General features: G+C 67.6%; 15 protein-coding genes. 8 read left to right on the top strand and 7 right to left on the bottom strand.

Going from position 1 to position 12,707, the window contains the following annotated elements; all coding sequences use genetic code 11:
- The 3 genes from AB0J58_RS28050 to AB0J58_RS28060 form a co-directional block, all read right to left on the bottom strand.
- Nucleotides 1-570 (bottom strand): HTH domain-containing protein (locus AB0J58_RS28050; RefSeq protein WP_364220905.1); only part of this gene is annotated, 570 nt, incomplete at its 3' end.
- Between the two features lie 54 nt (nucleotides 571-624).
- Complete coding sequence (locus AB0J58_RS28055; protein ID WP_364220908.1) at nucleotides 625-1,725, bottom strand: epoxide hydrolase family protein; 1,101 nt, start codon at nucleotides 1,723-1,725, stop codon at nucleotides 625-627.
- 168 nt (nucleotides 1,726-1,893) lie between these two features.
- Nucleotides 1,894-2,757 carry a hypothetical protein gene (locus AB0J58_RS28060; RefSeq protein ID WP_364220911.1) on the bottom strand — a complete coding sequence of 288 codons (864 nt, stop codon included), beginning with the start codon at nucleotides 2,755-2,757 and terminating at the stop codon, nucleotides 1,894-1,896.
- A gap of 61 nt (nucleotides 2,758-2,818) precedes the next feature.
- Here AB0J58_RS28060 and AB0J58_RS28065 point away from each other — a divergent pair, with 61 nt between their 5' ends.
- On the top strand, nucleotides 2,819-2,998 hold the full coding sequence (locus AB0J58_RS28065) for a hypothetical protein (RefSeq protein WP_364220914.1): 180 nt from the start codon (nucleotides 2,819-2,821) through the stop codon (nucleotides 2,996-2,998).
- A gap of 244 nt (nucleotides 2,999-3,242) precedes the next feature.
- Here the strand turns inward: AB0J58_RS28065 and AB0J58_RS28070 are convergent, their stop codons facing one another.
- Entirely contained in the window at nucleotides 3,243-3,815 is a 573-nt protein-coding gene (locus tag AB0J58_RS28070) for a dihydrofolate reductase family protein (RefSeq protein WP_364220917.1), read from the bottom strand.
- Between the two features lie 72 nt (nucleotides 3,816-3,887).
- On the opposite strand from AB0J58_RS28070, the gene AB0J58_RS28075 reads away from it, so the two are divergent.
- From AB0J58_RS28075 to AB0J58_RS28095, 5 genes are all read left to right on the top strand, one after another.
- Entirely contained in the window at nucleotides 3,888-4,460 is a 573-nt protein-coding gene (locus tag AB0J58_RS28075) for a TetR family transcriptional regulator (RefSeq protein ID WP_364220920.1), read from the top strand.
- 250 nt (nucleotides 4,461-4,710) lie between these two features.
- The gene (locus tag AB0J58_RS28080) at nucleotides 4,711-5,514 is read left to right on the top strand and encodes a hypothetical protein (protein WP_364220923.1); all 804 of its coding nucleotides are present in this window, start codon (nucleotides 4,711-4,713) and stop codon (nucleotides 5,512-5,514) included.
- Nucleotides 5,515-5,706: 192 nt separating this feature from the next.
- Nucleotides 5,707-6,306 (top strand): TetR/AcrR family transcriptional regulator, encoded by a 600-nt coding sequence (locus AB0J58_RS28085; RefSeq protein ID WP_364220926.1) that lies wholly within the window; start codon nucleotides 5,707-5,709, stop codon nucleotides 6,304-6,306.
- Nucleotides 6,297-6,785, top strand: a complete 489-nt coding sequence (locus tag AB0J58_RS28090; RefSeq protein WP_364220929.1) for a cupin domain-containing protein — start codon at nucleotides 6,297-6,299, stop codon at nucleotides 6,783-6,785. Before AB0J58_RS28085 ends, AB0J58_RS28090 begins: the two co-directional genes overlap by 10 nt.
- A gap of 28 nt (nucleotides 6,786-6,813) precedes the next feature.
- Entirely contained in the window at nucleotides 6,814-7,236 is a 423-nt protein-coding gene (locus AB0J58_RS28095) for a DUF4267 domain-containing protein (protein ID WP_364220932.1), read from the top strand.
- Between the two features lie 158 nt (nucleotides 7,237-7,394).
- On the opposite strand, the gene AB0J58_RS28100 is transcribed toward AB0J58_RS28095, so the two are convergent.
- A complete protein-coding gene (locus AB0J58_RS28100; RefSeq protein WP_364220935.1) occupies nucleotides 7,395-8,363 on the bottom strand; it encodes a helix-turn-helix domain-containing protein in 969 nt (322 codons plus the stop codon).
- 159 nt (nucleotides 8,364-8,522) lie between these two features.
- Here AB0J58_RS28100 and AB0J58_RS28105 point away from each other — a divergent pair, with 159 nt between their 5' ends.
- Both AB0J58_RS28105 and AB0J58_RS28110 read left to right on the top strand, forming a co-directional pair.
- Nucleotides 8,523-9,305 (top strand): dienelactone hydrolase family protein, encoded by a 783-nt coding sequence (locus AB0J58_RS28105; protein ID WP_364220938.1) that lies wholly within the window; start codon nucleotides 8,523-8,525, stop codon nucleotides 9,303-9,305.
- 482 nt (nucleotides 9,306-9,787) lie between these two features.
- The gene (locus AB0J58_RS28110) at nucleotides 9,788-11,035 is read left to right on the top strand and encodes a serine hydrolase domain-containing protein (RefSeq protein ID WP_364221036.1); all 1,248 of its coding nucleotides are present in this window, start codon (nucleotides 9,788-9,790) and stop codon (nucleotides 11,033-11,035) included.
- Nucleotides 11,036-11,575: 540 nt separating this feature from the next.
- Here AB0J58_RS28110 and AB0J58_RS28115 read toward each other — a convergent pair.
- The gene (locus AB0J58_RS28115) at nucleotides 11,576-11,788 is read right to left on the bottom strand and encodes a hypothetical protein (RefSeq protein ID WP_364220941.1); all 213 of its coding nucleotides are present in this window, start codon (nucleotides 11,786-11,788) and stop codon (nucleotides 11,576-11,578) included.
- A 224-nt stretch (nucleotides 11,789-12,012) separates the two neighbouring features.
- A complete protein-coding gene (locus AB0J58_RS28120) occupies nucleotides 12,013-12,597 on the bottom strand; it encodes a hypothetical protein (protein ID WP_364220944.1) in 585 nt (194 codons plus the stop codon).
- Nucleotides 12,598-12,707: the final 110 nt, after the last annotated feature.

Consider the following 12,707-nt stretch of genomic DNA (forward strand, 5'->3'; position numbering starts at 1 on the left):
GGTGTCCCAGGCGAAGAGGTACCAGCGCCGCCCGTTCTGGACCAGCCGGTACGGCTCCACATCCCGTACGGTCTCCGAACCGTCATGCGAGACGTAGTCGAAGCGCAGCCGTTCGTGGTTGCGCACCGCCGAGGCGATCGCGGTCAGCGCCGACGGATCGACCATCGGCCCGGGCATCGGCATGACCACCATGGCCGAGCTGAGCATGTCGACCTGGTGGCGCAGCCGTGAGGGCAGTACCTGGTCCAGCTTGGCCAGCGCCCGCACGGAGGTCTCCGCGATGCCCGTGATCGCGCCGTCGGCCGCCGTACGCAGCCCGACCGCCACGGCGACCGCCTCCTCGTCGTCGAGCAGCAAGGGCGGCAGTGAGGCGCCGACCCCCAGCTGGTAGCCGCCGCCGACGCCGCCGATCGCGTTGATCGGATAGCCCAGAACCCGCAGCTTGTCGATGTCGCGCCGGATGGTCCGGGGGCTCACTTCGAGACGCTCGGACAGCTCCGGCCCCGACCAGTCGCGCTGGACCTGGAGCAGTGCGAGCAGACGGAGTAGCCGGGCCGAGGTTTCCAACACACGATGATGCTGGCACCGATCGCGGTCAGGAGCCGACCGCGATCGCCACCGACCTCACCTGAGGTTCTCGAAGAACCGCCGCACATCCTCGGCGAACACCTCAGGCTCTTCCATGGCGAAGAAATGCCCTCCGTCGTCCTGCTGCGACCAGTGCACGATGTTGTGGTCGCGCTCCGCGTAGGGCCGGATGCCGTACTCATGCGACCCGGCGAGCAGCACGCCCGTGGGCACGGTGCCGCGCGGCTTCGGCACCCACGCCATCGGGTCGTTCACCTGCTCGTAGTAGATCTGGGCCGAGGAGCCCGCGGTGCCCGTCAGCCAGTAGATGCTGACATTGGTCAGGAACCGGTCGCGGTCGACAGGCGTCCCGGCCCACCGGTGGAAGATCTCGGCGATCCATGCCAGCTGCCCGGCAGGCGAGTCGGTCAGGCCGAACGCGAGCGTCTGCGGCGATCGCGACTGGATGGGGACGTAGCCGGCGGTGGCCTCCTCCAGCTCCGCCGAGCGCTGCCGCTCCACCTCGGACAGTTGCGTGTCCTCTCCCTCGAACCCGGCCGGGAATGACAGGACGCCGTTGAGGTGGATGCCGATGACGCGCTCGGGGGCGAGGTGACCCATCTCCGGGGCGACGAACGCGCCGGTGTCGCCGCCCTGAACGCCGTACCTCTCATAGCCGAGCACGGTCATGAGCTCGACGAACGCCCCGGCCATGCGGGCGGCCGTCCAGCCGGGCTCGGCCAGCGGCGTCGAGAACGCGAACCCGGGGAGCGAGGGGATCACCAGATGGAACTCCTTGGCCAGCGGTTCGATCACGTCGAGGAACTCGACGAACGAGCCGGGCCAGCCGTGCAGGAGCAGCAACGGCAGCGCGCCGGGATCATCCGAACGGACGTGTGCGAAGTGGATGGTCTGTCCGTCGATGACGGTCGTGAACTGCGGCAGCTCATTCAGCCTGCGCTCCTGCGCCCGCCAGTCGAAGCCCGTGAGCCAGTGCTCGACCAGCTCCCTGGCGTAAGCCACCGGCGTGCCTCGGCTCCAGCCGACACCGGGCAGTTCCCCGGGCCAGCGCGTCTGGGTCAGACGATCCCGTAGGGCGTCGAGTTCGGCCTGCGCCACGTTGATATGGAAGGGGACGACGGATGTGTTCTCTGTCATGAGCGCGACCGTAGGATCAATCACGGTCAGGTAGCGTCCGCCGGGAAAACAGCGGTCGGGCAAGTGGCCGTTTGTGCGGGCGCTGGTGGTGGTGGACCGCTGTGAGCGCGGGTGGGACCGGCCGGTGGGCGTGCGAAACCCAACGGTCGTCGACAGCCGTGGCGCTCCCTATTTCCGGCGGAAGGTGACGATCGACTCGGAATCGCCGTTGGCCACGTTGACCATCAGCCACAGCTGGGAAGTGCCGGGGATCCGCTCGATCAGTGCGTGGTGCCCCTCCCCGCCCGGCGGGGGCACCTCTTTCGTCCAGCTCCGGCCGTCCCAGTGCAGGACCGAGACCCCACCGGGTGCGTCGTGGTCCTTGCCCGCGAACCAGACGTCGTCAGGCCCGAACGCGGTCACGCTCTGCAGTGCGCTCTTCCATGGCGGGACGGTGGGCCGCTCCCAGGATCGGCCGTTCCAGTGCAGCACCAGGGGCCGCTCGCCGATGCTGCCCACCGCCCAGACGTCGTCGGGGCTGATCTGCAAGATCGCGGTGAGGTAGCCCTCGGGCAGCGCGGTCTCCTGGTACCTGCCGTTGTGCCCGTGCCAGATCACGGGCTGCTCTTCATCCCGATTCCCGGTGACCCAGGTGTGGCCGGCGCTGCTGTCCACTGCGGCCAGCCTGGTCTCCTCGCCGCCGAGCACCTTTTCGGTGACGAAGGCGGTGCCGTTCCAGGTCAGTACCGCGGTGTTCGAGATCACGACCACCCGGCGGCCGTCCACGGCCACGTCCTGCCCGTACCCAGGGAGCCGGTGCCGCCGCCAGGCGTGCCCGTCCCAGTGCTGGGCCAGGGTCTTGCCGTAACCTCCGCCCAGCATCCACGCGTTGCGCGGCCCGTCGGAGTCGATGCTCGCCAGGCCGCCCTGAGCATCCTCGACGGGCACCGCGCGCCACCGTGACCCGTCCCAGGCACGCAGCGACATCCTTACGTTGTCCTCCCAGCCGGTGCTCCCGATCGCCCACGCCAACTCGGGACCGGCGGCGGTCACGTCGCGCAGGCCACGCTCCCACGTCTCGTCGTCTGGCAGACCGGGGACTCGGACCCACCTGTTGGAGATCTCCGTGGTAGGCGCGGTTGATGCCGAAGAGGCCGACACGGTGGGCGCGCTCGACGGTGCGGGGGTCGACGCGATGAGTGGGGGCTGCGCAGCACAGCCCAACGTGATCAAGCAGGTGGCCAGTGCCGTCACCCGCGACCTCATAGTGGTAAATCGTACGGCTTCCGCCTGACGTCGCCCTCCCCGAAGCCGACGGTTTCGATCCGACGCCGATCTACCGGTGGGTGGCGGTGACCATCCGGGGACAGTGCCGGAGCAGGTTGCTCCCGCCGTAACGGGTTCCACCGGGCAGCCGGCCAGAGTCAGCGAGAAGTCAGCGAACCCGCTGACATGGGAGCTCGGCCGAGACCGACGGATGTCGTCGTCGCGGTACCTGACGGCACCGGATAGCGTCCATGGGAAACGATCTGTCCTGTCTAAGCCCTGGTGAGCCAGGTGACCTGGGTGCCGTTGTCGAAGGACTTGCGCTGGACGGGGGTGAACAGGGTGGGGCGGAACGTTCCGGAGAACATGGAGATGCCCGTTCCCGCCACCACGGGGTAGCTCTTGAGGATGATCTCGTCGATCTCCGGGAGCAGGGAGGCGGCGAGCTTGCCACCGCCGCAGAGGTAGATGTCCATGCCGGTGTCCTCGGCCTTCAGCCGCCGGACGAGCTCGATCGGGTCGCCCGTCTCCACCCGCACGGTGGGGTCGTCGATCGTCAGCGTGCTGGAGACGACGTACTGGCGCAGGTGGGCGTACGGGCTGGTGGTGGGGACGGTCAGGGCCGGCTCGTAGGTACCGCGGCCCATCACCAGGGTGTCGAAGACCTTGTTGGGCGCGTCGTCGAGGCCGACCAGCTTGCGGACATGGGTGGGGAGGGTCTCGGGGTAACGGTCGTTGATCCAGGCGACCATCTGGTCCGACACGGGGTAGAAATCGAACTCGGCGTTGGGGCCCGCGATGTAGCCGTCGAGCGAGACGGCGATGTAGTAGACAAGCTTTCGCATATCGAGTAACTCCCGATGTAGTACTCTGTTTGGAGTGGTTAGAACGTAGTACTACAGGTGGAGTGGTGTCAAATGCGGAGAAACCCCGAGCGGCGGCAGACGCTGATCGACGCGGCCATCGAGGTGCTGGCCAAGGAGGGAGCGCGGGGGCTGACCTTCCGGGCCGTCGACGCGGAGGCGGCCGTGCCCCCGGGTACGGCCTCCAACTACTTCGCCAACCGCGACGACCTGTTCACCCAGGTCGGTGGACGTATTTATGAGCGGTTGCTGCCCGACGAGGCCACGATCGCCCGCAGCCGGGAAGGCGTGCAGGACCAAACCCGCTATGCCGAGCTCATGCACGAACTGGTGCATCGGGTCTCCGCCTTCAACTCCGGCTACCTGGCCCTGCTCGAACTCCGGCTTGAGTCCACTCGGCGCCCCGAGCTGCGCGCCGTGCTGACCAAACGCATCCGCGAGGACATCGACGCCAACATCGGCCACCACACAGCCTCGGGTCTGCCCGGCGACTCGACCTCGGTGATGCTCCTCTACCTCGCTCTGAACTGGCTCATCGTGGAACGGCTGACACTGCCCGACATCTTCACCGAGCAGGAGATCCACGAGTTGGTGGACGCCGCCGTGCAAAGATCGCTGAATACCTGACCCGAGAGTGCTGGTCTCCCGGGAGGGGACGGTGAACAGGTCGGGGACCGGCCGGCCATCATCGGTCGCCATGGTTCCGCTCCGGCGGCGACCAGGGCGCGGGCGTTGTCGGGGCGGTTGGCGAAAACGCCCCGGCGCGGCGTTCGAACGCGCCCGCGGACGCACGCTCTCCGCCTGGCGTCACTCCTCATGATCGATTGTAGGGTGAGGCGTTCGCTCCCATCCCCCCTGAACCCCCAGGAAGCGTCCCGTGCTGCGTCGTCACCGTTCAGCCCTGCCCGCCCTGCTCGTCACCGGTCTGTACGGCGCCGCGCTGACGGTCGCCGTCGTCGTCGCCCTGACCTCTGGCGACCTCGGCCCGTTGTGGTGGCTGACGCTGTTCGCGACCATGACCGAAGGCGTCGCGGCGACAGGGCAGAACCTGCTCCTCCTGGTCCTGGCCGGGCTGTCCTGGGCATGGGGGATCTGGCAGATCCTGCGCGGGCCGCCGGCGGGGCCGCCACCCCGGCAGGACCGGAACACCCTGCGGTTGCGCGTGGCGCTCTACGTCGCGACGGCTACGACGTGGCTGCTCCACGTCACCGCGTCGTTGATCTGGGCGGATACGACGGTGATCGACTCTGCGGTGATGTGGGTGGTCGTGCTGCTGTTCATGCGGGTGCTGGGCGGCGACCGGCCGTACATGCGGGGCGCGGGGGTGCTGGGGTACGGCGGTTTCACCGTCATCGGCGTACTCGACCTCGTTGGCCGGCCCGTCCCGGATGCGGCGGAGTCGATCTGCGGTCTGGCCGGCCTGGTCTGGATGGTGCTGGTCCTACGGGCCCAGAGGTACGACCCCCGCTGGGAGACGGCGACCGTCGCATACGGTGTCACCGCCCTGGTGACGCCGATCTTTCTGGTACTGGCGGCATTGCCGTTCCTGGACGGGGGAAGCGCTGTCGAGGCTCTCGGCGTGGTCTCGAGCGTCCTGATCATGATCTGGCTGGCCCGCTCCGCCCACGACCTCGCCGCCCCGCGCCACCAACCGGCCGCCCAGACCACGTCGGAGGCATGAGCAGTCGCGCTGCCGGCCATCGCCGCCGCGCTCGTGCCGGCGGCGATGGCCATGGTGGTCATTCGTCCATCGACGGCACCTCGCCGCAGGCCTCCGCCACCACCTCCACCAATTACGAAACTGTAGTTGCGTAATTCTGTGGTGAGGGGTAGTTTTTATTTCGCTACATGAGTTTCGTAATGGGGGGTCGGCATGGTGCCTAGGGGGCGGCCGCGTGACACACAGGTTGACGAGCGGGTACTGCGGATCGCCACCGCCCTGATGCTCGAGCGCGGCTACACCGGTCTGTCCATCGACGAGCTGGCCGAGCAGGCAGGAGTGGCCAAGACCACGCTGTACCGCCGCTGGCCGACCAAGGATCACCTGGCCGTCGCGGTGGTGGCGCGACTGCAGGCCGACGACGAGATCACCGACACCGGCGACATCCGGGCCGACCTCGTCAACTACCTGGAGAAGATCGCCGCCGGGCTCAACCGCATGCGCGCGGCCGGACAGCGCCAAGGCCCCTCCGCCGGAGCGGTCGGCGAGCTCGTGGCCGCCGCGGCCAGGCACGAGGACATCGGCCGGCTGACCCGCGAGCAGTACGCCAAGCGCAACGCCGTCGCGCTCGCCCTGATCGAGCGGGCGCGCCTGCGCGGCGAGCTGCGCGCGGACCTCGACGCCGAGGCGCTGTTCGACCAGATGGCCGGCGCCCTCTACTACCGAGTAATGATCACAGGCGCGCCGGTCGACCGGGCCTACGCAGAACGGCTCGTGTCCTCCGCGCTCGAAGGGAGCCTGACATGTCAATGATCGTGGAAACCGCCATTGTCCGCGAAGTCGACGCCGAGGCCATCATCTCGCCCACGGCGACCGGACGGCTGCTGCTCGACTCCAGCGACACCGGCGGTGCGCTGAGCACCCTCCGGATGACGCTCACCGAAGGCGCGGCCGGAGCCGTGCCTCACCACCACACCACCTCCACCGAGCTGTTCTACATTCTGGAGGGCAAGGCCCGCGTCCTGTCGGGCGAGCAGATCGTGACGCTGGAACGGGGCGACGTGGCGGCCGTGCCCCCGCTGACACCCCACGCGTTCGCCGCCGCCCCCGGCCACACCGCCGACCTCCTCATCATCGTCGCCCCCGGCATCCAGCGCTTCGAGTATTTCCGCCTGCTCGACCGCCTCCGCCGGGGCGAGGCCACGCTTGAGGAACTGCTCGCGTCCCAGGACCTCTACGACAACCATTTCCTCGACAGCCCCGCCTGGACCCGCGACCGCCAGGCGTCCTGACCCTCGCCCGTGTTGAAGGAGATCCGTTATGTCGGCAAAACTGCCGTCTCGTGCCACGATCGGCACCGCCCTTGCTGTCGTCGGTGCCCTCTTCATCGGCTACATCGGGGTGAGCTATCTGCTGGCTCCCCAGTCCATGGCGCCCAATTTCGGCTTGCCGACTTGGCCGCATGGTGAGGGCGCGGGATTCCTTGCCGTCAAGGGCGTCCGGGACGTGGTGTCCGGCCTGGTGATCGCCTCGGTCGTTCTGGCAGGGAACCGCCGTGTCCTGGGGTGGGTCATGCTGGCCACGGCGCTCATCCCGATCGGCGACATGTTCATCGTGCTGTTCTCCGGTGGAGCGCCCAGCACCGCCTTCGGTGTGCACGGCGCCACCGCCCTGGCGGTCGCGGTCGCCGGTGGCCTGCTGCTCAGCGGTTCCCGGCCCCGGTCCTCCGCGCGTCTCGCATAGCCCCACAGGTTCCGTGACGGGTTGGCGATCTGCCCGAGTTCCATCATCGAGAGCCGGAAAACGATCTTCTACGATGACATGTCCGGCCAGGCCGTACACACTCGTGATGAGGTGCTCCAGAGATTCCGGACAGGCCGGCGCTCTGGCCGTCCGAGTGATCAGTCGACACGACGGAAGGCCGCGCGGTAGTCCCTCGGGCGTTGTCCGGTGTGCTTGGCGAAGAGGGCGGCGAACGTGCTGGGGTCCTGGTATCCGACCGCGGCGGAGATGCCGGCGACGGTTCGGTTCGTGGTCTCAAGGAGGTGGCGGGCGCGACGGACGCGCGACGACTGCAGGTACTCCAGCGGGCTCTGGCCGGTCTCGTCCGCGAAGCGCCGCAGCAGCGTCCGAGTGCTGACCTTGAACGTGTCCGACAACGCGGCGAGGTCGTATCGGGCGGCAAGATGTTGGTCGAGCCGTCGCATGACCTTGTGGGAGAACTCGTTTCCGGGCCGCGGAAGAAATCGCGCGTCAACATATGGAGTCTGGGACGATCGCGCATCGTCGACGAGCGCCACCCGTGCGGTCGTCCGTGCCACGCCGGCACCGCTGTGCCGGCGGATCAGATCCAGCGCGAAGTCGTACATGGCGCTGAAGGCCGCCGTTGTCGTCACCCCCGTGTCGGTGACGACCAGACGCTCAGGTCGGACGTCGGCGTCCGGACAGCGTCGAGCCAGTTCGTCCGCGAGGAGCCAGGCCGTCGTGGCGCGGCGTCGGTCGAGGAGTCCGGCCTCGGCGAGCAGGAACGCACCGACACAGATCGAGACGACGGCGGTGCCCGCAGCGGCGTGTGAGCGGATCGCCGCGATCTCAGGGACGAGGGGTGCGAGCTTCGCGTCCACGTCGAGGCCCGGCGCGAGTTCGAACCCTGGCACGACAAGGACGTCCACCTCGCGCAGCGGTGAGACGTCCAACGCCGCACCACCCGACGCGGCGACACGACGACGAGGCGAAACGATCGACACCTCGTACCCGGAGCCGTCCGGTCCGGCGACGTGCGTGGCCATCGTCAAGAGATCGGGTACGCCGAACACCTCGGACGCGAAGCAGCCTGGATAGGCCAGGACGCCAACCCGCAGCGCGCTCACGCCCGCCTCCTCACCGCCGACCTCTGGCGAGATTACCCGCATACATGGCGACCTGGCCTCTCACCCTGTGCCGGGGCATCGGTCCACGCTGTCACCATGAGCGCTGCCAGCGGAGGACTTGACGACATGATCACGGATTTCTCCCGCCGACTCGTGGATGTGGAGGGGGTGGTGAAGACGGTGTACGCCGCGGGTTCCGGGCCGGCCGTCGTGTTGATGCCGGAGATGCCCGGCATCAGTCCTGACGTCCTTCGACTGGCGCGGTGGGTGCGGGATGCGGGCTTCACGGTCTATGTCCCCTCACTTTTCGGGATCGACGGTGCCTATCCCACGGCCGAGGGCGGTACGGAGGTTGTCCGCCGCGCGTGTGTCAGTGCCGAGTTCCGCGCGTTCGCCGGGGGCGGCACCAGCCCGGTCACGGCATGGCTACGTGGGCTCGCGCGCCAGGCCCACGGCGAATGCGGCGGTCCGGGAGTCGGCGCGATCGGACTGTGCTTCACCGGCAACTTCGCTCTCACGATGGCACTTGAGCCGGCTGTCATCGCGCCAGTGGTCAACCACCCGTCGCTGCCGCTGGACGACCCTGCCGGACTCGAGATCAGCGACGAGGACGCACGCGCGGTCCGAGACCGCATCGCGCGCGACGGACTGAAGGTTCTTGCCTACCGCTTCGACGACGACCGCTGGTGCACCGGCCGGCGCTTCGCCGCCTACCGGGCGCTCCTCGGAGACGCCTTCGACGGCCGTGTTCTTCCGGGCGGTTCCGCGAACACCAGCCCGCCACCGTTCTTCGACGACGTGGTCGGGACCCCCCACAGCGTTGTCACCGCCCACCTCGTCGACGAGGACGGACATCCCACGCTGAAGGCCAGGGACGAGATCATCGCCTTCCTGACCGACCGCCTGAGCCCGTTCGAACATTCCGGGACGACATCCGACTGAGCGGCACAACGGTCGCTGGCGCAGTCGGCGATCAGATCCGGGCGTCGTGTCCGGCACAGACTGTCGGCCCGGGGGTGGATGTCCGAGGTCTCACGAGTGGGTCGGGACCGAAACGACGAACCGGAAGATCGTTCGCCGGTGCAAAGGTGATCGCTCCCGACTGCTTGAGCGGAGGCCGGGACATGTGCGCTCCTGGGCGTGACCGGGGCGCCAGGCCCGCCACACCCTCCGCACGCCCAGGCCGCTGATCAGGCCGCCGTGGTCGACCCGGAGGCGGTACTGCCGGACGCCGTCCGTCACCGCGCCGTAGGTGAATCCCTGCGGCCCAACGTGCGTGCGGCTGTGGTAGCCGGGCCAGAAGTCACCCGCGGCACCGAGTCCGGTGTCCCAAAACCTTATTGGCGAAAGCCAAAATGCACCCTAAGATCCGCTACCGATATTCAAAGCCCCTCCAATCGCCGACCCAAGGACCGCATGTGACGATGCTCAGCAGGCGAAGGCTTCTCCAGGCGGGTACCGCGATGGTGCCCGCGGTCATACTCGGCGCGCCGCCCGTGCGGGCGAGCAGCGCCCCGGCGGTGGAGGTGTCCGGGGTCGTTCCCGCCGCGCTCGCCGGGTTCGACCGGGTCCTGAAGACCTACATCACCGAGCGCGACATCTCCTGTGCTCAGCTCGCCATCGTCAAGAACGGCAAGCTCGTCCTGGCGCGTGGTTACCGGTACTCCAGCGACGGCCGGGCCGTGCCCGCGGTGTCGCCCACCTCGCTTTTCCGGGTCGCGAGCCTGAGCAAGCACGTCACCGCCACCGCCGTCATGCGCCTGGTCCAGGACGGCAGGCTCGCCCTGGGTGCCTCGGTGGCCGGTCTGCTCGGCCTGTCCACCGCGGCGGATCCCCGGCTGGCCGATGTGACGGTGTTGCGGCTGCTGCAGCACACCGGGGGCTGGGACAGTGCCATCTCGAAGGACTATCTGTATCTGGACCACGTGATCGCCGGCGCGCTCGGCGTACCGCTGCCGATCACCCAGGGCCACATCGTCACGTACGCGGGAAGCCGCCCGCTCGACTTCGCCCCCGGCAGCCGCTACGCCTACAGCAACTACGGCTACATGCTGCTCGGCCGGATCGTCGAGAAGGTCTCCGGTCAGAGCTACGAGTCCTACGTCAAGCAGAAGCTGCTGGCGCCCGTCGGCATCACCCGGCCGAAGCTCGGCCGTACGCTCCGCGCCGAGGCCTCTCCCGGCGAGGTGTTCTACGAGTCGCGTTTCACCGGTAGGACCGTCACGGATCCTACGGGCGCCGTGGTGCCCACCCCGTACGGCGGTTTCAGCATGACCAACCGTGGTCCCGGTGGCGGCTGGCTGGCCTCCGCGGTGGACCTGGTCAGGTTCGCGAAGGTCTTCGACGCGGCCGGTCCGGTGCTCAACGCGGCCTCCATCGGCAAGATGTTCGCCAAGCCGGAGATCGGCGTCACTTCGAGCGGTTCCTGGTACGGCGCGGGCTGGTGGGTGCGCCAGGTGACCGGGCATCTCAACACCTGGCACGACGGCTCGCTGCCCGGTACCTACACCTATCTGGCCCGGCTGCAGAACGGCTTCACCTACGCCGCGCTGTTCAACCGCCGGGAGGAGAGCGGCAGCCTCGACTTCGATGTGCTGAGCCCGCGGATCAACGCCGAGATCGGCAAGGTCACCACCTGGCCCACCACCGACTTCAGCTCCCGTTACTTCTGAGCACCTCTCTCGCCGGGCCATTGAGCAGCCACGCCTACCACCTCTTGAACTGGGAAGGTCCTGGTGGTTACGATCGACCACGGCTCGGCCAGAGCTGGCGCCACCCGCTAACGGGACTTTTCGTTCGGATGCTCGTCATGCCCCGGATCCGCCGGAAATATGCGGGCAAGGCCCGCATGGGGATGCCGGAGTTCAGGCGTCGCTTCTGCGACGTCGGCTGGAGAATCGCTCACCAGGGAGTCGCCTTCACCGGCACATCCACTGTCTCGGTGAAGCGCTACCGCTACCGCGGTGGCAACATCGCGACTCCATGGGCTCCGACACCGGCAACCGCCTCAGGCGGCTGACCAGCGGGCAAGGCATGTGGAGCGCCCGGTGCGTGGAGACACGCACGCCGGGTGCGGCGGGCGGGCCGGGGAAACCCACCGGGAGTAATCACGGCAGGGCGCCCCGGTCCGACCCAACACGGCACCCCGAATAGGAAGTAGGTCTTGATCGCCTGCGCTCGCGACAAGCGGGTGCCCCTGGCGGCGCCGCGCATCACCTTGCCGAAGTATGCGTCGGCGTCGGCGGGCTCCATCTCCCACAGTGGCCGCCCGAACCAGGCCCGCCCCGCACCTGCTCCAGATGCACCACATCTGAGGAGATCGTGCCGTCCGACAGCCCCGCCGCCGCTCGGGCCAGGATGAACCCGGCCAGCACATCGGTCTCCAGCGCCTCCAGGTCTTCGGCGGTGGCCGGGGCTCGGGCCACGCGAAGATCCTTCACCACAGCCAGCGCCAAGTCCGGCCTCCTCGTCTTCGCCATCTATGCAAGACGAACAACGAGGACGATAGACCTTCAGAATCTCTGAAGTCTCATCAATCTCGAAAGAACCAGGGATCCCAGGAGGTAAGCCCAGGTCCTGCAGCTATGGCCATGCTGAACTACTCAACGAACTCTGGGTTATTACACAGAAGGCCACCATGGCATTGACGTCATTGATCAATGGCTATCGAAGGATGAGCGTGGTCGAACCAATCGAGGCGCAGCCGTGCGCCTGTGCGTTTTTCAACAATGGCCAGGGCGGTTGCCTCGACGGCGGGCCAGGGGTCATGTTGAGCTGCGGACAGAGCAGCCAGTTCGGCTTGGACTGAGTGGAGATCCTCGCCGACAGCATCGGCTGGGTCAAGATGGGGGACGGCTGCGATGATGCGCCCATCCAGGGCATGGATCATCCGTCGGCTCAGCGCCGTATGCCAGGAGACGTGCCAGACATCAACGTTGCGACTGAGCTGGGCGATGAAGTCCGGGTCTGGCGTGTTGCTCGTTCTGTGAAGGTCTACGATCATCACGGCTTCATCCGTTGCGTCGAGTACGACAGCATTGTCCGTGTAGGCCTCCTCGAAATCGCGCTCGACGATGAGTGCGTGGCTGTTCCCGGCCAACCGCTGCGCGACATCGCTCAGCGTCAGTGGTCCGACTCGCGGCCGTAGAACCGTCCATGCAAGCTCCTCGGTAAGCCAGCTGCCGTCTCCGAGGAGGAGTTCTGTGTAACGCTGCACTGTTTCCTGGAAGTTCATTTTCGATCTTTCATTATCTAGTAACAGCCGCGTGGGGGGGGGGGTGAATATTTATTTACCCCCCCCCGCCCAGACCCCAGCAATTATTTTTGGGTTTTAAAAAAAAATAA

The organism is Streptosporangium sp. NPDC049644 (assembly GCF_040675205.1).
Taxonomy (GTDB): Bacteria; Actinomycetota; Actinomycetes; order Streptosporangiales; family Streptosporangiaceae; genus Streptosporangium; species Streptosporangium fukuiense.